This is a genomic window from Burkholderia vietnamiensis LMG 10929 (assembly GCF_000959445.1).
Taxonomy (GTDB): Bacteria; Pseudomonadota; Gammaproteobacteria; order Burkholderiales; family Burkholderiaceae; genus Burkholderia; species Burkholderia vietnamiensis.
The window spans coordinates 1,221,529-1,242,478 of record NZ_CP009631.1; the positions used below are offsets into that span (position 1 = coordinate 1,221,529).

The following is a 20,950-nucleotide window of genomic DNA, read 5'->3' on the forward strand; positions in this document are numbered from 1 at the left end:
CGCGGCAGCAACGCCGGCCGGCGCGTCGGGCGTGGTCAGAGTTTATCAAACGGGGTCCCTTGCAGGCCCGGCCGGACGCCCGCTGCGGGCGGCTCGGCCGCGGCGGCGGCGCGCAGCGTGGTCCACTGCAATTGCGCGTCGGCAGCCGCGCGCAGCAGCGCGGGCAGCACGTCGAGCACGACCGGTACGCCGCGCGCATCACGCGCGGCGTGCCCGTCGTGCACGAGCAGGATGTCGCGCGGCGCGAGGCCGTGGAGCAGCCGCTGCGCGACGATGCCCGCGTCGCGCGTGCGCGTGTCGAAGCCGCGGCGCGTCCAGCTCGCGAGCTGCAGGCCGAGCTCGCACAGCACCGGCTCGAGGAACGGATTGCGCAGCCCGGCCGGCGCGCGAAAGAACTGCGGGCGCGTGCCGGTGAGTTCGGTCAGCGTCTGCTGCGCGGCCGCGATCTCGCGCCGCAGCGCGGCGGGCCCCGTCAACGAGAACGTGTGACGATGCCGCTGGCTGTGGTTCTCGACCGCGTGACCGCGCGCGACGATCGCCTCGATCCAGCGCGGATGCCGACGCGCGAGATCGCCGATGCAGAAGAACGTCGCGCGCGCGTCGTGGCGCTCGAGCAGGTCGAGCACGCGCGGCGTGACCTCGGGGTCCGGGCCGTCGTCGATCGTCAGCGCGATCCGGCGGCCGGCGTCGGCCGGCAGCCGCGTCCAGTTCGGGCCGAGCAGCGTACTGCGCGGCCACAGGCCGGCCGCCGTCAGCGCGGCGTGCGACGCGAACACGCTGCCGACAGCCCAAGGCCACGCGCCCGGTTGCGCGAGCACGGCCGCGAGCGCGCCCGCATGCAGCGCGACCGTGCCGGCGATCAGCGGCGTCGGCTTCCAGCGGCGCGCAGGGCCGCTCGGGTGCCGCCCATTGGCCGACGGCTCGTTCATGAGCGACCTCCTGTCTGATTGTGATGCGGGCGGTGCGCGGGCGGTGCGTCCGGTGCTTCCGATGCTTCGGCAGTGTCCGTCGCCCGCGGCGAGAGGATCGCCGCGAACGCGAGCGCGAGCATCGCGCCAGGGCCGACGGTCAGCCCGAAGGTTTCGAGCAGCGGCACGTGCGACAGCGCGAGCAGGCCGAAGCCCGCCACCGTCGCGGCGTTGGCGACCAGCAGCGACACGAGCGTGTACGGCGTCACCGGTTGCGCATCTTCGCGCTTGCAGAAGAACAGCGCATAGTTCGACCCGACCGCGACGATCAGCAACATGCCGACCAGATGCAGAATCGTCAGCGGCACACGGGCGAGCGCGAACGCGGCTGCCACCACCAGCACGGCCGCGACCAGCGGCGCGAGCGCGCGCAGCGCGCGACGCGGCGAGCGCAGCGCGATCAGCAGCAGCACGGCGATCGCCGCGAAGCCGGCCAGCGACAGCCGCAAGTCCTCGCGCACGTAGTCGACGTACAGGCGATCGGCTTCTGCCTTCAGGTCGACGAACAACGCATCGCGCACGCCGGCGCGCGCGACGGCCGCGCGGATCGCCGCCGTGTCGAGCGCGGCCGCGGCATCGGGCGCCGCCGCGGCCGACGACGCGCTGCGTGCGCGATCCGCCGCGCGCAGCGGCAGCATCGCGTTCCAGCGGCCGTTGCGCTCGGTCAGCAGTGCATCGACGGCAACGGCCATCGAGGTTCCGCGCAAGTCGGCGCGCGTGAGCAGCGGCGCGCGGCGCGCGGCGTCGACATCGGCGATGAACGGCGCGAACAGCTCGGGCTTCACGGAAACCGGCTGATTCGCGACCGCGTCGCGCATGCGGGCGGCGAGCACGTCGGCGGCCGGCAGGCTCGCCTGCCGCGCGCGCTGCGCGGCGTCGCTCGGCAGATAGCGGGCGGGCGTTTCGAAGCCGGCGAGCGCGCCGCGATCGACGAGCGGCTGCAACTGCCCGGCGACCTGCTCCGCGCGTTCGAGCGCCGCCTGTTCGCTCGGCGCCGAGATCACGACGAGATAGCGCACGTCCGGGGCGCCGACGTCGGCCCGCAGCCGTGCATCGAGCGCCTGCGCGCTCCCGGGGACGGGGCTGAGCGCGGCAAGCTCGCGGCTCCACAGGCCGTCGCGATGGATGACGAGCGTCGCGCACGCGGCCGCGACGAGCAGCGCGAGCGGCCAGCGCAGCCGCGGCGCCGCGGCCGCCGCGCGCGCGAGCAGCGCGCCGAGCCGCGACACGTCGCGAATCGCGACGTGCTCGCCGCGCAGATGCGGCAGCACGAAGCGCGTGACGAGCGCGGCGGCCGTCAGGCCGGCGATCGAATACAGCCCGAGCTGCACGAGACCCGGAAAGCCGGAGAACAGCATCGACGCGAACCCGCACACGGACGTCAGCACGCCGAGCCGGATCGTCGGCCAGTACGCGGCGATCCATGCGCGGGTCGCGTCGCCTGCGCGCGCGACGTTGCGCGAATCGGCGCGCGCCGACTGGACGAACAGGTAGATCGAGTAGTCGACGGCTTCGCCGATCAGCGTGGTGCCGAAGCCGAGCGTGAGCCCGTGGACCGTACCGAACGCGACGCCGACCGCGGCGATGCCGGCCGCGATGCCGGTGAGCACCGGCAGCAGCCCGAGCGCGAGCGTGCGCGGCGAGCGGTACAGCGTGAGCAGCAGCGCGACGATCAGCACGATGCTCGCCGTCGACAGCCGCTCGACGTCGTGGCGGATCGTGTCGCGCGTATCGACCGAGAACACGCCGGGGCCGGTCATCGCGAGCGTGTAGGCGGCGCGGTCCGGCAGCGTCTGCGTCGCCGCCCCGAACGCGCGCCGCACGGCGTCGAGCGCGCGCGCCTGCGCATCGGTGTCGGCGCCGGCCGCGGCCGTCTGCACGACCAGCACCGCGCGCGTGCCGTCGCGCGACGCCCACACGCCGTCGCGCAGCGCGGGCTGGGCGCCGTTGTCGAGCTGGTCGACGAGCGCCGTCACCTCGCCGGTCGGGTCGCGCGGCAGCAGCGCCTTCGCGACGAGCCCCGCCGACGAACTCAGCAGGTCGAGGCTGTCGCCGAGCGCGCGGTGCAGGCCGTCCGCGCTGAAGCGTTGCGGGTTCACCGCCGGGCTCAGCAGGTAGCGATGATCGAACACGAACTGCCGGTCGCGCGCGTCGTTCGCGGCTTCGCCGTTGTTCACCGCCGAGAACTGCCGATCGTCGCGCAGCGTGCGTGCGATGCGCCGCGACAGCGCGGCGCGCGTGGCCGCATCGCCGCCGTCGATCGCCACCAGGATCAGCCGCGACACGATCCCGTCGCGCAGCTGGTCGACGAGCACGCGCTGCGCGGCGCTCGGCGCACGCGGCAGGAACGCGGACAGATCGGCGGTGAAATTCGCGCGGGCGATCGCCGCCGCGCACGCGACCAGCGCCAGTGCCCATACGAGCACCGCGGGTTGCCGCCAGGCGGGCGAATGCCGTGCGACGGGGCCGGCCGAGCGGGGGCGCTCGTTCATCGGTTCGCGGGCGCCGGTTGCAGGCGCATCGTCGAATGGTCGCCGTCGGCCTGCCGGATCGCGACGCTGCGCAGCACGTCGCGCGTGCCGTCGAGCGTGATCGAGCTGACGACCTTCAGCATCCGCGCATCGAGCGGCGTGAGCGTGAGCGTCCAGTCGTCGCCGTGTCCGTCGACCACCACCTTGTAGAGCTGTTCGAGCGCATAGCGATTGCCGGCGAGCGTCGCGCGGATGCTGTCGATGAACGCGCCCAGCTCGGGATAGCGCGCGAGCGCGAGCGCGTATTTGCGGTCGTTGCGCTCGACGGTGAGCATGTCGCCGTCGACCACGAGATGCTCGGGCTTCGGGCGCAGCGTGTGCTTCTCGAGATGGTCGGGCGCGACGAACACGAGCTCGCCCGACGATTCCAGCGGCTCGGCCGCGATCGACAGCGTCTTCGTCTCGGTGAAGGTCGCGCGGCCGGATTTGTGCTGCGCGAGCGTCGCCATCAGCCGGTCGAGCGTCCACGCGGGGCCGGCGTCGGCCGCGTGGGCGGGCAGCGCGCAGGCCGCGGCCGCCGCGATGACGAGCGTGCGGGCGGCGCCGCGTAGCGCATGGAGCAGCGTGAACGACGGCAACGACGACGACCGCGGGGGGCAGGGCCGCGGCAACGACGACATCGACGATGCCAACGAGCGACGAACGGCGATCATGTGTCGGAATCCCGGGTGGCCGGCAGCTCGGTGCACGCGCGCGCATCGTCGCCGCGCGCGGCGGCATCGCCCGTCTGCCAGAAATCGAAATAGTTGAACCAGTTGTAAGGCGCCGCGCGGCAGTACCGGTCGACGAGGCCGACGTAGCGCGCGAGCGCCGCATCGACGGCCGCCGCGCGCGTGTCGCGGCGCACGTCGGAGAAATCGGCGATCGTTTCGAAATGGACGTCGTAGCGGTTGCCGTCGCGGTACAGGCCGGTCATGAACAGCACCGGGCGCCGCAGCATCGCGGCCATGTGCAGCGGCCCGAGCGGAAACGCGGCCGGTGCGCCGAGCAGCGGCAGCCGGCGCAGCGACGCGGCCGCGTCGTCGAGCAGCGTGCGATCGGCGAGCATCCCGACCATGCAGTTCGCGTCGAGGCGCTCGCGTACCTTCAGCATCGAATCGATCCGCCCGAGCGGAATCACTTCCGGCGTCGCGGCCGGATTCACCGCGGCGAGCGTCGCGTTGATCTTGCGCGCGTTTTCCTCGTACATCGTGACGACGACGCGCAGGTCCGCACGCGTGCGCCCGATCGCGCGCACGACTTCGAAGCTGCCGAGGTGCGCGCCCAGCAGAAACGCGCCGCGCCCGCCGGCGAGCGCTTCGTCGACGTGCGCAGCGCCGTGCAGCCGGATGTCGAACAGGTCGAAGCGGCCGTTCATCAGATAGATGCGGTCGTGGATCGTCGTCGCGAACGTGAACACGTGCCGGTACACGTCGCGCCATCGCGCGGGACGGCCGAGCGCGCGGCGCAGGTAGTCGCGCGACGCCGCGCACGCGGCCGGCGAGAACAGCACGAAGTACGTCGCGATCGCATGCAGCACGACGCGCGACGGCCGCCGGCCGAAGCGCAGCGACAGCCAGGTCATCACGCGCAGCAAACCCGCATGGCTGCGTTCCTGGCGTTCGGCCCACGCGGTGCGCTTCATGGCTGTCCGCCGTCGTGCGTGGCGGGCGGCGCGGCCAGCACGGCGCTCGCGACGTCGCGCGCGCCGGCGCGCAGCGTGAAGCGGATCGCACCGTTCGCCGCCGCCTCGAACGCGAGATCGAGCGGCTCGCCGGGCGCGACCGGGCTCAGGAATTTCGCGGACGCGAGCCGCCACGTGTCGAGCGGCCGGTTCAGCGACGCGCCGAGCGCGGCGATCGCGTGGTCGAGGAGCACGACGCCCGGCACGATCGGATGGCCGGGGAAATGGCCGGGCAGCGCGGGATGGTCGGCCGCGATCGTGAAGCCGAGCCGCGTCTGCGGCGCGCAGTGCGTACGCGCGGCGGCGGCGCCGGTGCGCACGTGGCGGGCGACCAGCGCGGCCAGCGCGTCGCGCGGCAGCTTGCCCGTTTCATTGCGCGGCAACGCGTCGACGAACACGAGCGGACGCGGCATGAACGCCGGATCGATCCGTTCGCGCAGCGCGCGCTGCAGATCGGCCGCGGCGAGCGTCGGCGCGACGACCAGCGCGACGAGCCGCGTCACCGGTTCGCGGCGCGCATCGGCGTCGGCCGGCGCGGCTTCGTCGGGCATGAAGAACACGCCGTCGACGACGCCGGCAATCGCGTTGAGCTGATGATTCAGATAGGCGAGCGACGTGCGCTTGCCGGCGATGTTGACGAGGTCGGCCTTGCGGCCGTGCAGCAGGAACCGGCCGTCGCCGAGCAGTTCGAGCGCGTCGCCCATCGGCACCGGCGCCTCGACGTGGCCGCCCGACGCCCAGACGGTCGGGCCGCCGTCGTCGCCCGCGGCGTCCGCGCCCGGCCGGTCGAGGGCGTCGCGCACGTCCAGCCGGATCTCGGGGAACGGTTGCCACGCGGCGCCCTGCGACGTGCGGCGCGTCGCGATCTGGCCGGTCTCGGTGCTGCCGTAGATTTCGACGAGCGGCGCGTCGAGCGCGGCTTCCGCTTCGCCCGCGAGCTTTTCCGACAGCGGCGCGGTGGCCGACAGCACGAGCGCCGCGCGCGGCAGCGCGTGGCCGGCCGACAGCAGCGCGCGCAGATGCACCGGCGACGTGACGAGCACGCGCGGCTGCGGGAGCGCGGCGAGTTCGTCGCGGATGTCGCCCGGATAGAACGGTTGCCGGTTGCTGAACGCGAGGCCGCCGATCAGCGCGAGCAGCACCGTCGATTCGAAGCCGTACATGTGCTGCGGCGGCACGGTGCCGATCAGCGTGGCCGCACGCCCGTCGAGCAGCGCGAGGCGTTCGGCCGCCGCGCGCACGCAGCCGACCAGGCCGCCCCACGTCTTGCGATGCGGCACCGGCGTGCCGCTCGAACCCGACGTGAACACGTACGCGACGAGCCGCGACGCGTCGATCTGCGGCACCACGCACGGCGCGGCGTCGTCGTCGCCGCCTGCGTGCGCGGCGGCTTCCGGATACGTGAAGCGCGGCAGGTCGATCGTGCAGTCCGGCGCATCGTGCAGGCAGAACGCATCGGGTGCGAACGACGCGAGCTGGCGCACCATCTCCGGCGTGTGCGTCGACGGCAGCAGGCTGACCTTGCCGGCGACGAGCGCCGCGCACAGGCCGACCGCGAAGCGGTAGCGATCGCGGCACACGTTGAACACGTGGCCGCCGGCGGGCAGCACGGCGGCGACGCGTGCGACGTCCGCGACGAACGCGCGCACGCTGACGGGCGCACCGTCGCGCCAGGCGATCGTCTGGTCCGGCGACGAATGGAATACCAGCGGGAATACCAGCGGGTGAGTCGGCATAAATCGGTTGAAGCGTGAGGCAGTGGCCGGCGCAGCCGCGCCGGCCTTGGAATCATCGCGACGGCTGGGTCGACGCGCGGTACGCGCGCATCGAGTCGGCCATCGTCGTGCGCGCGTCGCCCGGCAGCGCGACGCGCCGGCACGCATGCTCGGCGGCGAACATCACGGCGACGAGCGGCAACGACAGGTAGTTGGCGAAGGTCGACCACGCGGCGATCGGCGCGGTCGCGAACAGCAGCGTCGACACGGCCGCGATCGCGACGAAGAACAGCGCCCACGCGAGCGTGATGCGCCGCGTGTAGCGCGCGACGGCCGGCGTGATCTCGCCGTGAATCATCGCCGCGAAGCGCGTGCACAGCGGCACCTGGCCGGCCATCAGCGTGCGGCCGAACAGCAGCGCCATCGCGACGTTGAAGCTCGCGTGCTCGAGATACAGGCCCCATTCGAAATGGCGTGCGAGCGGGACGCGTGCGGCCCACAGCGCGCCGGCGACGAGCAGCCACACCGGCACGAGCGCCGCGCGTCGCGGCGAGCGCAGCGCCGCACCGAGCGCGAGCAGCAGCGGCGGCACCAGCGCCATCGCGAGGCCGAAGCCGTGCGCGCCCGGCGTCGCGGCCGCGTAATGCGCGCCGATCTGATACGCGGCGACCGCGGCCAGCGCGCCGGCGCCGCGCGCGATGGCGAGCGGCGTGCTCATCGCGGTGCTCCCGCTGCGCGGCGCGCCCGCGCACGGCCGATGGCCGCCGCGGTAGCGCGGCGTACGGCTGGACGGACGGGAGCGGGGCGAATGAACGGGCGCGGCATGGCTGCTGGAAACATCGTGCGGATCGTCGCCCCACGCGTGCGTCGGGCTGTCAAAGGTCTTACGAAAAAGTCTTACGAAAAGGCTTGCGAACCATGGCCCGAACGCAGTCCGGGCCGGTGGTGACGCACGCACATTTTAGGGCCGCGGCGCGACGCTTCGTGATGGGCGCGGCCGGGTTTTGTAACGGATTGTATGGCGGCCGCGCGCACGCGTCGCTGCGGCGATTCATTTCGAGTCGAAGCGGCGCAAGCGTCTCGTGCGATCGGGACCTCCAACTGGCCCGCGCGCGGGCCCTTCAGTCTGTAACCATTCGCGGTATACGCCCCGATATCCGTTCGTCTAGAATCCGCGTAACTTTTACACATGGTCCCCCATAACGCAGGCGGGGAAGCCGGCAGACGCTGGCGCGACGGCGCTTCGCACGCGCCGCGCGGGCACGGCGGCTGCCGGTTCGATGCGCCTTTCGCTGCCCCGGGCCGCCTGCCCGCAAGCATGATGAACGCACTGGAACAAGAGCTCGCCACGCTGATCATCGGCGAACTGAATCTCGAAGACGTCTCGCCCGACACGGTGACGGCCGCGACCGCGCTGTACGGCGAGGGCTTCGGGCTCGACTCCATCGACATCCTCGAAATCGCGCTGCTGATCTCGAAGAAGTATGGCTTCGAGCTGCGCTCGGACAACCCGGACAACCAGCAGATCTTCTCGAATCTCGGCGCGCTGGCCGCCTACGTCGCCGTGCATCGCACGAAGTGACGGCGGCGCGATACGGCACGCCATGGACGACGGCACGCGGCGACGCCTGCGGCACGATACGAGGCGGCGGCGTCGCTCAACGCGACGTGCAATGAACGGAGCCATTCGATGCGGGCGCTCGTAACGGGCGGCAGCGGCGCACTGGGGCAGGCGATCTGCACGGCGCTCGCGCAGGCCGGCCATGAAGTGTGGGTGCATGCGAACCGGAATCTCGCCCAGGCGCAGGCCGTCGCGCAGCGGCTCGTCGCGGCCGGCGGCGCCGCGCACGCGATCGCGTTCGACGTGACCGACGCCGACGCGACGCTCGCCGCGCTCGCACCTTTCATCGACGGCGCGCCGGTGCAGATCCTCGTCAACAACGCGGGCATTCACGACGACGCGCCGATGGCCGGCATGTCGCGCCGCCAATGGCACGACGTGATCGACGTGACGCTCAACGGCTTTTTCAACGTCACGCAGCCGCTGCTGCTGCCGATGATCCGCACGCGGCGCGGGCGCATCGTGAACATCGCGTCGGTCGCCGGCGTGACCGGCAACCGCGGGCAGGTCAACTATGCGGCCGCGAAGGCCGGGCTGATCGGGGCGACGAAATCGCTGTCGCTCGAGCTCGCGTCGCGCGGCATTACCGTGAACGCAGTCGCGCCCGGCATCATCGGCTCGCCGATGGCCGGCGACGCGTTCCCGATCGAACGGATCAGGCAGCTCGTGCCCGCGCAACGCGCAGGCCGGCCCGACGAAGTCGCGGCGATGGTCGCGTATCTGGTGTCCGATGCGGCCGCCTATGTGACCGGGCAGGTACTGTCGGTCAACGGCGGGCTTGCATGACCGCGCGTGCGTCCCACGCCGCGCCGCTTGTTGAGGAAATCGAAGTGTCAGTGCAACTAGTCGGCGCCGAACGGCGCGTGTGTTCTCCGTCCACCGTCCCGGCCGCAGCCGCAGCCCCGTATGGCGCGCGCGCCGTGCGTCGTGGCGGCGGTCGTGCCTTGCGACTCGTCCGCAGCGCGGAGGCGCGGCTCGCCGCGCCGCAGCACGGTACGCAACGGCGCGGCGACGCGTTCCGGCAGACGTTTCCCGGCGCGCGCGCCGCGATCGAAGGCGTGCTGCGCGACGCGGCCGGCCTGGGCGTACGCACGTCGTTCGTCCACGCCGATGCATGCGGCGGCAATCCGCCGGTCGAGATCGACGCGAGCGCCGCCCATCCGCCGGAGCATCGGTCGTGAAGCGCGCCGGCCTGTTGCTGCGCGAGCCGTCGCCCGGCATCGACGAAGCCTGCCGGCAGTCGCCCGCAGGTCATACACTTTTGTCAGGATCATCGTCTTCGCAATCGGTCGTTCCCATGTCCCAGCTGCACGCGTCGACCACCCATCTCGTGCTGATCCCGAGCTACAACCCCGGCGTCAAGGTCGACACGACCGTACGCAACGCGCGTGCGCAGTGGAACCCGGTGTGGGTCGTCGTCGACGGCAGCACCGACGGCAGCGCCGAGCGGCTGCAGGCGATGGCCGAGCGCGATCCCGGCCTGCGCGTGATCGTGCTGCCGCAGAACCGCGGCAAGGGTGCGGCCGTGCTCGCCGGGCTCGACGCGGCCGCCGCGAGCGGCTTCACGCACGTGCTGACGATGGATTCCGACGGTCAGCATCCGGCCGAGCTGATTCCGCAATTCATGGCCGCGTCGCAGGCGGCGCCGGACGCGATGGTGCTGGGCCTGCCGAAATTCGACGCGAGCGCGCCGCGGCTGCGCGTGCAGGGCCGGCGCCTGTCGAACGGCTGGGCCGACCTCGAGACGCTGTGGGCCGGGATCGGCGATTCGCTGTACGGCTTTCGCGTGTATCCGATCGCGCCGCTCGCCGCGATCATGCACCGGCAGCCGTGGATGCGCGGCTTCGACTTCGATCCCGAAGCGGCCGTGCGGCTTTGCTGGGCCGGCGTGCGGCCGATCCGCATCGACGCGCCGGTGCGCTATTTCGGCGCCCACGAGGGCGGCGTGTCGCATTTTCACTACGGTCGCGACAACGCGCTGCTCGCATGGATGCACGTGCGGCTCGTCGCCGGCTTCGTGCTGCGGCTGCCGCTGCTGGCCGCGCGGCGGCTGACGCGCCGCTCGCGCCGCGCGTTCGACCGGCCGCGACGCGGCGATCGACCGTCCCGCTGACCGTCAATCCGTTAACTATTGTTACTTCCGGCCGATTGCGCCGGTAATGGTCCTGTCATTAGACGTAAACGTCTGGTAATTTTCTGCCGGATTATGCAAAATCGCCGCTCCCAAATAAAACTACCGAGGGTTACGGAATGCATATCAAGAAAGCGGCGGCAGCGTGTGGCGTGGCGTTCCTGTTGAGCGCGTGCGGCGGGGTGCAGAACCTCGACGCGAACGGCCTGACGTCGGCGGGCACCAGCCTGTTCAAGGCGGCGACGCTGTCGGACAGCGACATCGCGGCCCTGTCGAACGACTCGTGCAAGGCGAGCGACGCGGAATCGAAGATCGCCGCGCCGAACAGCGCGTATTCGAAGCGTCTGACGAAGGTGATGAAGGGCTTCGGCGACATGACGCTGAACGGCCAGAAGATCAACTACAAGGTCTACGTCACGAAGGACGTCAACGCGTGGGCGATGGGCAACGGCTGCGTGCGCGTGTACAGCGGCCTGATGGACATGATGAACGACGACGAGCTGCGCGGCGTGATCGGCCATGAAATGGGCCACGTTGCGCTGGGCCACTCGAAGAAGGCGATGCAGACGGCCTACGCCGTCAGCGCGGCGCGCACGGCGGCCGGCGCGGCCTCGCCCGGCGTCGCGGCGCTGACCAGCTCGCAGCTCGGCGACATCACCGAGAAGTTCATCAACGCGCAGTTCTCGCAATCGCAGGAAAGCGCGGCCGACGACTATTCGTTCGACCTGATGAAGCAGAAGAACATGAGCCAGAAGGGCCTCGTCACCGCGTTCCAGAAGCTCGCGCAGCTCGACGGCGGCAAGAGCTCGATGATGAGCTCGCACCCGTCGTCGACGAGCCGTGCGCAGCACATCCAGGATCGCATCGCGAAGGGCAGCTGATCGCCGTTGCCCGCCGCGCGGCCCCGGCCAGGCCCGCGCGTTCGGATGAACAAAACCCCATGCCCTCGCGGGCATGGGGTTTTTGTTTGTGGCGAGCGCCGCGCGAGGGGCTTACGGCACCATGCCCGGCAGCAGGTAGGCCTGTACGAGCGTGATCACGCCGACGATCACCGCGAACAGCAGGCTGTGGCGCACCGTGAAGCGGAACAGCTCCGACTCCTTGCCGACCAGGCCGGTCGCCGCGCATGCGACGGCGATCGATTGCGGCGAGATCATCTTCGCGGTCACGCCGCCCGTCGTGTTGGCGGCGACGGCCAGCGTCTCGGGCACGCCGAGCTGGTGGGCCGTGGCCTGCTGCAGCGAGCAGAACAACGCGTTCGACGACGTGTCCGAGCCGGTCAGGAACACGCCGAGCCAGCCGAGGAACGGCGAGAAGAACGGGAACGCGGCGCCGGTCGCGGCGAGCATCAGCGCGAGCGTCGACGACATCCCCGAGTAGTTCGCGACGAACGCGAACGCGAGCACCAGGCCGATCGACAGGATCGGGCGCGTGAGCTCCTTCAGCGTCTCTCCGAACGTGACGAGCGCGTCGCGCGGCTTCATCCGCAACAGCACCATCGAGATCAGCGCCGTCACGAGGATCGCGCTGCCGACGGCCGACAGGAGGTCGATCTTCAGCACGGCGTCGAGCACCTTCGGCGCAGCCGCGATCGGCGCGCCCTTCACGACCAGCTGGTCGAGCCCGGCGACGTGGAATTTCAGCACGGTTGCCGCGAGCGGGCCGTGCGCCGCGAACAGCGCCTTGAACGGCGCGAGGCTCCAGACGGTCACGACGGCCGTCAGGATCAGAAACGGCGACCATGCGCGCACGGTCTGCGCGAGCGAGTACGGCGACGCCTGACGGCTCGAGCCCGCGGCGTTGCCGCCGGCACCGAAGCCGGCGAGCGCGGCGCCGCCGCCGGACGTGACGACGCTGCCGGCCGTCGCTTTCGCGCTGCTCGGCTGCCAGACCTTCAGGAACGTGGCGAGCGACACGAGGCTGACGAGCGACGACGTGATGTCCGGCAGCTCGGGCCCGATATGGTTCGACGTGAAGTACTGCGTGACCGCGAAGCTGCCACCCGCGACCAGCGCGGCCGGCCAGGTCTGCCGCACGCCGCGCAGCCCGTCCATCATGAACACGAGCCAGAACGGCACGGCGAGCGACAGCAGCGGCAGCTGGCGGCCGGCCATCGCGCCGATGTGGAACGCGTCGATGCCGGTCACCTGCCCGGCGACGATGATCGGAATGCCCATCGCGCCGAACGCGACCGGCGCGGTATTCGCGATCAGGCACAGTCCGGCCGCGTGCAGCGGCTTGAAGCCGAGGCCGACGAGCAGCGCGGCTGTGATCGCGACCGGCGCGCCGAAGCCGGCCGCGCCTTCGAGAAACGCGCCGAACGAGAAGCCGATCAGCAGCATCTGCAGCCGCTGGTCGTCGGTGATCGACAGCACCGACGCACGGATGATGTCGAACTGGCCGGTCTTCACGACGATCTTGTACAGGAACACCGCCGCGACGATGATCCACGCGATCGGCCAGAGGCCGTATGCGAAGCCGAAGCCGGCTGCCGCGAGCGCCTGCCGCACGGGCATCCCGTAGGCGAGGATCGCGACGCCGAGCGACAGCAGCAGCGTGATCGCGGCGGCCGCGTGCCCCTTCATCCGCAGTGCGGCGAGCGCGACGAAAAAGAAGATGATCGGAATCGCGGCGACGAACGCCGACAGCCCGAGGCTGCCGAGCGGCGTGTAGATCTGGTGCCAAACCTGCATGGTGGTCTCCTCCATGGATTGCTGTTGGTACGGGTTTTGAATGGGCGGCTATTCGGGTTGTCCGCGCGCGCGCAGCAGGTCGGACAGGCTGCGCGGCGCCGGCTCGAGCGGCGTGCGGTGCCGGGTCCAGCCGAGTTGCTTCGCCGGCGTCAGCGCGCGCAGCCGCGTCGCGGCCCAGCGGAACGCGCGATACGCGCGCGGATGCGCGAACGCGCCGGACCAGAAGCGCCACACGAGGTCTTCCGCCCGGTTGTAGTTGGCGCCCTGGCCGCGCAGCGGGTGCGCCACGGCCTCGTCCGGCTTGCGGTTCGCCTCGGTGCGCAGCCGCACCAGCAGCTGCGGGATCGGAATGCGCACCGGGCACACCTCGCCGCATGCGCCGCACAGCGTCGATGCGCTCGGCAGGTCGGCCGTCGCATCGAGGCCGAGCAGGTGCGGCGAGATGATCTTGCCGATCGGGCCGGGATAGGTGGTCCCGTACGCGTGGCCGCCGATGCGCGTATAGACGGGGCAGTGGTTCATGCACGCGCCGCAGCGGATGCACTGCAGCGTCGCGCGCAATTGCTCGTCCGCGTAGGCCTGCGTGCGGCCGTTGTCGAGCAGCACGAGATGCAGCTCGCGCGGGCCGTCGCGTTCGCCGTCGCGGCGCGGGCCGGAGATCAGGTTGAAGTAGGTCGTGATCGCCTGGCCGGTGGCCGAGCGCGTCAGCAGGCTCGCCAGCGGCACGATGTGTTCGAGCTTCTCGACGACCTTCTCGATGCCCATGATCGCGATGTGCGTGTCGGGCACTGTCGTCGACAGCCGGCCGTTGCCCTCGTTCTCGACGAGCCACAGCGTGCCCGTGTCGGCCGCCGCGAAATTCACGCCGGACAGGCCGATGTCCGCTTCCGCGAACGCGCGGCGCAGCGCGCGCCGGCCGGTCTGGATCAGCGCGTCGACATCCTCCGTGTAGCGGGTGCCGGCGATGTGCTGCTCGAACAGCGCGGCGATGTCGGCGCGCGTCTTGTGGATCGCCGGCATCACGATGTGCGACGGCTTCTCGCCCGCGAGCTGGACGATGAACTCGCCCATGTCGGACTCGATGCAGTCGACGCCGCGCTCCGCGAGGTAATGGTTCAGCTCGATCTCCTCGCTCGCCATCGACTTGCCCTTGATCACGCGGCGCGCGTTGCGCGCCTGCGCGATGCCGAGCACGATCGCGTTCGCGTCGTCGGCCGTCTCGGCCCAGTGCACCTGCACGCCGGCTTCGGTGAGCTTCGCCTCGAGCCGTTCGAGCAGCGCCGGCAGCTGCGCAAGCGCATGGCGGCGCACGGCTTCGCCGACGTCGCGCAGCTGCTCGAGCTCGGCGCCGTCGGGAAACTGGCTCGCGCGCTTGCCTTGCAGGAAGTCCATCGCGCCGCGAAAGCTGCGGCGCAAGGCGGGATCGTCGAGCGCGGCGCGCGCGCGGGTCTTGAAGTCGCCGGGGGCGACGAAGTGCAGCGGCTGGTCGCTCATCGCGGCAGCTCCTGGAAAGCGGGTGCGGCGGATGCATCGGCCGGTTCGGTGACGATCACGACCCACAGTTCGCGCGGGCCGTGCGCGCCGTACGCGAGCGTCTGCTGGATGTCGGAAGTCTTCGACGGGCCCGATACCAGCACGAGGTTGGTCGGCATGCCGGCATGCCAGCGCTCGGCGTGCACGGCCGCGTGCAGGTCCGCGTGCAGCGTGCGCGCGTGCACCAGTGCGACGTGCAGCGGCGGCACCAGCGACACCGTGCGCGGCGTGCCGGCGTCGGGCGCGAGCACGACGGTGCCGGTCGCCGCGATGCCGGAGCGCGCCACCGTGAAGCCGGCGTCGATCGTGTCGAACAGTTCGGTCTTCCACGCGTCGATTGGGCGATCGAACGGCACCGGCGCGACCGTCTCGGGCAGCGCGTGCGCGAGCGCCGCGGCTTCGGCGCGGGCCGGGTCGAGCAGCAGCCGCCGCACGCCGGCCGCCGCGAGCTTCGCGGCGAGTTGGGCGGGCCATGCGTCGGCGCTCGCGCACCAGACGTCGGTATGCGACGCGGCGAGCGCGGCCTGCATCGTCTGCACCAGCGTGTGGAGATCGGCGGCGAGCGGGGCGCGCTGCGCGGCGTAATGCTCGCCGATGCGCGTGTCGACCGCGGCGCTCGCGTGCCCGGCGACGCCGGGCGCGGCGGCGCGCAGCCGCGCGAGGATCGCGTCGCGGGCGCTCATTGTGCATCTCCGCTCAGCGACGCCGCGCCGGCCGTGCGGCGCCACAGGAAGCTCGCGAGGTGCTCGACGGCGAGCTTCGCGCCGGCCTTGTCGGCCGCATGGCCGATGTTGAGCAGGCAGCCGCAGTCGGCCGACACGAGCCGATCGCAGCCGGTCGCGCACGCCGACGCCACCTTGTCCTGCACCATCGCGCCCGAAATATCGGGGTGTTTCAGCGAGAACGTGCCGCCGAAGCCGCAGCATTCCGATTCGCGTTCATGTTCGACGCGCGTGACGCCCGGCAGCGCATCGACGAGCGCGACGCCGTGGGCGCGCGTGCCCATCTCGCGGCGGGCCGCGCACGACGTGTGCAGCACCACGCGTTCGTCGGGGCCGGCTGGCGGCGCGATGGCGTCGAGCCGCACGTGCAGCACGTTGACGAGGAATTCGGCGAGTTCGTAGGTGCGCTCGGCGATCGCACGGGCCTTGGGGCCATGCACTGGATCGTCGGCGAACAGGGTCGGCCAATGGTGCCGGATCATGCCGGCGCAGGAGCCGGACGGGACGATCACCGGCCACGCGTCGCCGAACAGGTCGAGCTGCGCGGCCGCGACGCGGCGCGCTTCGTCGGGATTGCCGCTGCTGTAGGCCGGCTGCCCGCAGCAGCTCTGGCCGCGCGGATAGTGGACGGTCAGCCCTTCGCGCTCCAGCAGCCGGACCGCGTCGAGGCCGGCTTCCGGCACGAACAGGTCGACCAGGCAGGTCGCGAACAGGTACACGTGCGCGGGGGCGACAGCGGGGTAGGGCCTTGGGTTCATGTCTCGCTCCAGGTACGCCGTCCCGGCATCTGCATGCGGGCGGCCATTTCGCTGCATAATTCCCGCGACGGCGCCGGAGCTCAAATTGGTTGGGCCAATCGACGCGACAGCGATACGAAACGGGGAGACGGCAATGGCGGCGATGACGGCACGGGGCCGGACCGAAGTGGTGATGCGCAAGATCGAGACGGCGCTGCTCGACGGCACGTGGCCGGCGGGCGCGCGGCTGCCGGCCGAGCGCGTGCTCGCGCAGCAGTACGGGGTCGCGCGCAATACCGTGCGCGAGGCGACCCAGCGGCTCGTCGCGCGCGGGCTGCTGCAGAGCCGGCGCGGCGCGGGCGTGTTCGCGACCGACCAGTTGCGCGCGGGCATCGCGTCGCCGTGGGGCCAGCTGGTCGCCGATCATCCGGCGCTGCGCGACGACATCCTCGAATTCCGTCGCGTGCTCGAAGGCGCGACCGCGTATTTCGCCGCGCTGCGTGCCGATGCGAACGACCGGCGCCGGATCCGCGGGCTGCTGCGCGAGCTGGAGACTGCGCATGCGAACGACGACGCGGTCGTCGAGGCGTCGGCCGACGCGAAGCTGCACGAGGCGATCGCGCTCGCGTCGCACAACACGATGTTCCTGCACCTGCATACGAGCGTGCTCGGGATGCTGCGCGAACACATTTCGATCAACGTCGCCGGGATGACGACCGACGACGAGCAGGCATCCGAACTGCTGCTGCAGCAGCATCGTGTGGTGTGCGATGCGATCTGCGCACACCGGCCCGAGGAGGCGCGCACCGCGATGCAGACCCATATCGACTACGTGCGCAGCCACTTCGAGCGCAACGGCGCCGCGTCGTGAGATTGGTTGGACCACGGCGCCTGTGGCCCGTGCCTGAACGCGCTGGCGGTGGGGTGGTGCGAGGGGCGGGGGCGGGGTGCCGGGTGCGCTCGTAGTACGGTCGAAGTGCAGTCGAAGTACGGCGGAGGTGCGATGGAAGTACGGCGGAAGCGCGATCGAACTACGCTCGAACCAAGGTCTCGGGGGCGCCCGAACGCCGCTCGACGCGCGATTGACCGGCTCGTCGGGCGCCCACTAGAATCGGTCGGAACTGCCCGTGCGCCGCGCGCCGCGGCGCTCACGTGCCCGTTGACCCGACTGTCGAGGAAGCCTCCGTGCTCACGTCTTTGATCCGGCACGCGCCGGCCGCGCCGTGTTGGCGCGCCGTGTGCCGCCTGGCCCGCGCGCTGGTCGTCTGCGCGCTGCTGCCGCTCGTCGCGTGCGCGACGCACCCGCCTGCGACGTCGCTCGAGCGCTCCGTGTCCCACGCGCTGCCGGCCGATGCCGCGACGCCGCTGCGCACGGCGCTGGCCGCACCGGAAGCCGCACATCCCGGGCAGTCGGGCTTCCGCCTGCTCGCCGACGGCGCCACCGCGCTGCAGATGCGCATCGCGCTCGCGCGGGCGGCCACGAAGACGCTCGACATGCAGTACTACATCGCGACCGAGGACACGACCGGCAAGCTGTTGCTCGCCGCGGCGCTGTACGCGGCCGATCGCGGCGTGCGGGTGCGGATGCTGGTCGACGACCTGAACTTCCGCGACATCGACCGCGTGATGGCCGCGCTCAATACGCACGGGAACATCGAGATCCGCGTGTTCAACCCGTTCGGCGCGTCGCAGTACGGGATGGTCGAGCGCACGGCCAATTTCTTCACGCGGCTCGACAGCTTCACGCGCCGCATGCACAACAAGGCGATGATCGCGGACAACCAGCTCGCGATCGTCGGCGGCCGCAATCTCGGCGACGAATACTTCAGTGCGAGCCCGACGCTGCAGTTCCGGGATCTCGACGTGCTCGCGGCCGGCCCGGTGACGAACGATATCTCGAAGAGCTTCGACGACTACTGGGCGAGCGCGAGCAGCTATCCGTTGCGCGTGCTGAACCACCAGCGCTTCGATCCGAAGGATCTCGACGCGGTGCGCGACGAGCTGCGCGAGCACTGGCGCAACAACGCCGACCCGTACAACGCGAAGCCGTTGAACGCCACGCCGCTGGCGCGCCAGATCGCGCGCGACGAGCTGGAACTCGTGTGGGCGCCGGCCGAGTTCAAGGTCGATGCGCCGGACAAGATCGCGCAGCCGACCGACACCTACGTGAGCCCGCCGATGCAGCGCCTGGCGGACCTCACGCGCGGCGCGCGCACGGAATTTCTCGCGTTTTCGCCGTACTTCGTGCCGCACGACGCCGGCGTGAAGATCCTCGGCGATACGGCCGCGCGCGGCGTGCGCGTCGCGATCGTCACGAATTCGCTCGCGGCCACCGACGCGGTCGCGGTGCAGGCCGGCTACGCGCCGTACCGCGTGCCGTTGCTGCAGCGCGGCGTCGAGTTGTACGAATTCAAGTCGCAGCCCGAGCAGCCGCCCGCGCGGCTGTTCGGCTCGCGCTCGCGTGCGAGCCTGCATGCGAAGGCGTACGTGATCGACCGGCAGATCGTCGTGATCGGCTCGCTGAACCTCGACCCGCGTTCCGCACACCTGAACACCGAACTGGCGCTCGTGATCCACAGCCCGCAGCTCGCGCAGCAGGCGGCGGCGATCTTCGCGCACGTGACGCAGCCCGACCAGAGCTATCGCGTGACGCTCGCGCCGCAGCCGGGCGGCGGCCCGCCCGCGCTCGAATGGACGGGCACCGACGGCGGGCAAACCACCACCTATCACGTCGACCCGCATGCCGGGCTGCTGCGCAACGTGATGACCGGCGTCTTCATGCTGCTGCCGGTCGACGATCAGTTGTAACGGCGGCGCGGCTCCGGCAAAACCCGTGTTACCGAGGTGTCGGCACAGGCGATATAGTTGCTCGCACAACGATACGCGCAGCGTCGCGGGCCGGACCCGAGGCGCCGCCCGCGCGTGCCGCAGCCGCGCCCGTGCGCAACCGGAGTGCCCGATGCAACGTGTACCGAACCAGCCGTTCACGCGTCCCGCCCGTTTCTCCGAAGCCGAATGGCAAGCGCGTGTGCAGCTCGCGGCCGCCTACCGGATCTTCGCTCACCTCGGCTGGACCGAGCTGATCTACAACCATATCTCACTGCGCGTGCCGGGCGCGGACGGCCACTTCCTGATCAACCCGTTCGGGCTCCATTACCGCGAGGTGTGCGCGTCGAATCTCGTGAAGGTCGACGTCGACGGCAACGTGATCGGCCATTCCGACTGGCCGATCAATCCGGCCGGCTTCACGTTCCACGGCGCGATCCATGCGGCGCTGCCCGACGCGCACTGCGTGATGCACGTGCACACGACGCCGACGATGGCCGTGTGCTGCGCGCGCGATGGCCTGTCGTTCTCGAATTTCTATTCGGCGCAGCTCTACGGGAAGGTCGCGTATCACGATTTCGAGGGCATCACCGTGCATGCGGAGGAGGGCCGTCGGATCGTCGCGAGCGCGGGCGGACGGCCCGTGCTGCTGCTGCGCAACCATGGGCCGGTGACGATCGGTGCGACGCTCGCGCACGCGTTCTCGCTGATGTGGCTGCTCAATCGCGCGTGCGAGGTGCAGGTGGCGACGCACGCGATCGGCGAGCCGTTGCCGATCGAGCCGCCGGTGCTCGACCGGTGCGTGCGCGATTCGCTGAATTTCGATCCGAAGCACGGTGCGGGACAGGACGCGTTCGACGCGCTGCAGCGTATCGTCGATCGTATCGATCCGGGGTATCGCGCGTGATGGATACGCGGGTGATGCGTAACTGCGGCGGGGCAGATTGCTTGGGGCTGCTTGCCGACGCCCGACGCCGAAGCGGCGGACGAGGCGGGTATCGCGTGCGCGACGAGCAAAAAAAAACGCGGCCGGCTGGCCGCGTGAATACTCGCAGACTCCTTCGGACGAAGGAAACAAGCAACTGTGAGACGGAGTGTAGCGAAAGGCCGCGTGCGGATTCAGGCGTTGCGCTGCAAAGGTCCCTTCCTGGATTCGGCACGCTGCCGGATCGGCGCCGATCGACTACCATCACGTAGCGCCCCGGCCGCGGGGCGTACCACGTCGTACAAGGAGGATTCATGCCGAAGTTGCGTTTGCTCCAGGTGGCGTTGCTCACGGGCGTTCTGGCGGCCGGCAGCGCCGCCGCCGAAACGGTGCGTCTGTCCGCGAACCTGCAGCCGTCGAGCGAGGTGCCGCCCACCGCGACCAAGGGTGCCGGCGCGGTCGACGCCACCTACGACACGGCGACCCACCTGCTGCGCTGGACCGTCACTTACGAAAACCTGACGGGGCCGGCGACGGCCGCACATTTCCACGGTCCCGCGCCGGTCGGCCAGAACGCCGGCGTGCAGGTGCCGATTCCGAAGGACGAGCTCGCGAGCCCGATCAAGGGCTCGAAGGAGCTCACCGACGCGCAGGTGGCCGAGCTGACGAGCGGCAAGTGGTACTTCAACGTGCATACGAAGGCGCATCCGGCCGGCGAGATCCGCGGGCAGGTGATGCCGGCGAACTGATGCGCGCGGCGGCGTTTGACATATAGGGTGTCGAAGGCGGGTGGCGAGTCGGTCGAGATGACGTGTGGCTCGACAGGCCGCCGCTCGGGCAGATGTAAGCGCCGATCGCGCCGCAGGCGCGCGATGCTCGACCGCC

General features: G+C 70.9%; 19 protein-coding genes. 9 read left to right on the forward strand and 10 right to left on the reverse strand.

Annotation, left to right across the window (positions count from 1 at the left end; translation table 11 throughout):
- Positions 1-35 precede the first annotated feature (35 nt).
- Genes AK36_RS15575 through AK36_RS15600 form a run of 6 tightly spaced genes read right to left on the reverse strand, consistent with a single transcriptional unit; the run spans position 36 to position 7,595 of the window.
- Positions 36-929, reverse strand: coding sequence for a polysaccharide deacetylase family protein (locus tag AK36_RS15575; RefSeq protein WP_045578777.1), 894 nt, complete (start codon positions 927-929; stop codon positions 36-38).
- Complete coding sequence (locus tag AK36_RS15580) at positions 926-3,460, reverse strand: MMPL family transporter (RefSeq protein WP_041493890.1); 2,535 nt, start codon at positions 3,458-3,460, stop codon at positions 926-928. The genes AK36_RS15575 and AK36_RS15580 overlap by 4 nt, the downstream gene beginning before the upstream one ends.
- Positions 3,457-4,119, reverse strand: a complete 663-nt coding sequence (locus tag AK36_RS15585) for an outer membrane lipoprotein carrier protein LolA (protein WP_045579427.1) — start codon at positions 4,117-4,119, stop codon at positions 3,457-3,459. The genes AK36_RS15580 and AK36_RS15585 overlap by 4 nt, the downstream gene beginning before the upstream one ends.
- Positions 4,120-4,148: 29 nt before the next feature.
- The gene (locus tag AK36_RS15590; RefSeq protein ID WP_045578778.1) at positions 4,149-5,123 is read right to left on the reverse strand and encodes an LpxL/LpxP family acyltransferase; all 975 of its coding nucleotides are present in this window, start codon (positions 5,121-5,123) and stop codon (positions 4,149-4,151) included.
- Positions 5,120-6,898, reverse strand: coding sequence for an AMP-binding protein (locus AK36_RS15595; RefSeq protein WP_045578779.1), 1,779 nt, complete (start codon positions 6,896-6,898; stop codon positions 5,120-5,122). The genes AK36_RS15590 and AK36_RS15595 overlap by 4 nt, the downstream gene beginning before the upstream one ends.
- A gap of 52 nt (positions 6,899-6,950) precedes the next feature.
- Positions 6,951-7,595, reverse strand: coding sequence for a COG4648 family protein (locus AK36_RS15600; protein WP_014723648.1), 645 nt, complete (start codon positions 7,593-7,595; stop codon positions 6,951-6,953).
- 603 nt (positions 7,596-8,198) lie between these two features.
- Here AK36_RS15600 and AK36_RS15605 point away from each other — a divergent pair.
- The 5 genes from AK36_RS15605 to loiP all read left to right on the forward strand — a co-directional run bounded on the left by AK36_RS15605 (position 8,199) and on the right by loiP (position 11,510).
- A complete protein-coding gene (locus tag AK36_RS15605; protein ID WP_011886027.1) occupies positions 8,199-8,459 on the forward strand; it encodes a phosphopantetheine-binding protein in 261 nt (86 codons plus the stop codon).
- Positions 8,460-8,567: 108 nt separating this feature from the next.
- Positions 8,568-9,284 carry a 3-oxoacyl-ACP reductase FabG gene (gene fabG, locus AK36_RS15610; RefSeq protein ID WP_045578780.1) on the forward strand — a complete coding sequence of 239 codons (717 nt, stop codon included), beginning with the start codon at positions 8,568-8,570 and terminating at the stop codon, positions 9,282-9,284.
- A 158-nt stretch (positions 9,285-9,442) separates the two neighbouring features.
- Positions 9,443-9,679, forward strand: a complete 237-nt coding sequence (locus tag AK36_RS15615) for a hypothetical protein (protein ID WP_034194786.1) — start codon at positions 9,443-9,445, stop codon at positions 9,677-9,679.
- 116 nt (positions 9,680-9,795) lie between these two features.
- Positions 9,796-10,611, forward strand: a complete 816-nt coding sequence (locus tag AK36_RS15620) for a glycosyltransferase family 2 protein (protein ID WP_034194787.1) — start codon at positions 9,796-9,798, stop codon at positions 10,609-10,611.
- A gap of 137 nt (positions 10,612-10,748) precedes the next feature.
- Positions 10,749-11,510 (forward strand): metalloprotease LoiP, encoded by a 762-nt coding sequence (loiP, locus tag AK36_RS15625; RefSeq protein ID WP_011886023.1) that lies wholly within the window; start codon positions 10,749-10,751, stop codon positions 11,508-11,510.
- Between the two features lie 111 nt (positions 11,511-11,621).
- Here loiP and AK36_RS15630 read toward each other — a convergent pair whose 3' ends face one another.
- From AK36_RS15630 to AK36_RS15645, 4 genes are read right to left on the reverse strand one after another with little or no spacing between them, the layout of a single operon-like run.
- Positions 11,622-13,322: a lactate permease LctP family transporter gene (locus AK36_RS15630; protein WP_034194788.1), complete on the reverse strand. Its 1,701-nt coding sequence runs from the start codon at positions 13,320-13,322 to the stop codon at positions 11,622-11,624.
- A 48-nt stretch (positions 13,323-13,370) separates the two neighbouring features.
- A complete protein-coding gene (locus AK36_RS15635; protein WP_045578781.1) occupies positions 13,371-14,816 on the reverse strand; it encodes a LutB/LldF family L-lactate oxidation iron-sulfur protein in 1,446 nt (481 codons plus the stop codon).
- Complete coding sequence (locus AK36_RS15640) at positions 14,813-15,538, reverse strand: LutC/YkgG family protein (RefSeq protein ID WP_011886020.1); 726 nt, start codon at positions 15,536-15,538, stop codon at positions 14,813-14,815. Before AK36_RS15640 ends, AK36_RS15635 begins: the two co-directional genes overlap by 4 nt.
- On the reverse strand, positions 15,535-16,335 hold the full coding sequence (locus AK36_RS15645) for a (Fe-S)-binding protein (RefSeq protein WP_041493889.1): 801 nt from the start codon (positions 16,333-16,335) through the stop codon (positions 15,535-15,537). The genes AK36_RS15640 and AK36_RS15645 overlap by 4 nt, the downstream gene beginning before the upstream one ends.
- Before the next feature lie 133 nt (positions 16,336-16,468).
- On the opposite strand from AK36_RS15645, the gene AK36_RS15650 reads away from it, so the two are divergent.
- From AK36_RS15650 to AK36_RS15665, 4 genes are all read left to right on the forward strand, one after another.
- Entirely contained in the window at positions 16,469-17,185 is a 717-nt protein-coding gene (locus tag AK36_RS15650) for a FadR/GntR family transcriptional regulator (protein ID WP_011886018.1), read from the forward strand.
- Positions 17,186-17,499: 314 nt separating this feature from the next.
- Positions 17,500-19,122, forward strand: coding sequence for a phospholipase D family protein (locus tag AK36_RS15655; protein ID WP_034194792.1), 1,623 nt, complete (start codon positions 17,500-17,502; stop codon positions 19,120-19,122).
- A gap of 151 nt (positions 19,123-19,273) precedes the next feature.
- Positions 19,274-20,047, forward strand: a complete 774-nt coding sequence (locus tag AK36_RS15660) for a class II aldolase/adducin family protein (protein WP_045578782.1) — start codon at positions 19,274-19,276, stop codon at positions 20,045-20,047.
- Between the two features lie 332 nt (positions 20,048-20,379).
- Positions 20,380-20,814: a CHRD domain-containing protein gene (locus AK36_RS15665; RefSeq protein ID WP_011886015.1), complete on the forward strand. Its 435-nt coding sequence runs from the start codon at positions 20,380-20,382 to the stop codon at positions 20,812-20,814.
- Positions 20,815-20,950 lie beyond the last annotated feature (136 nt).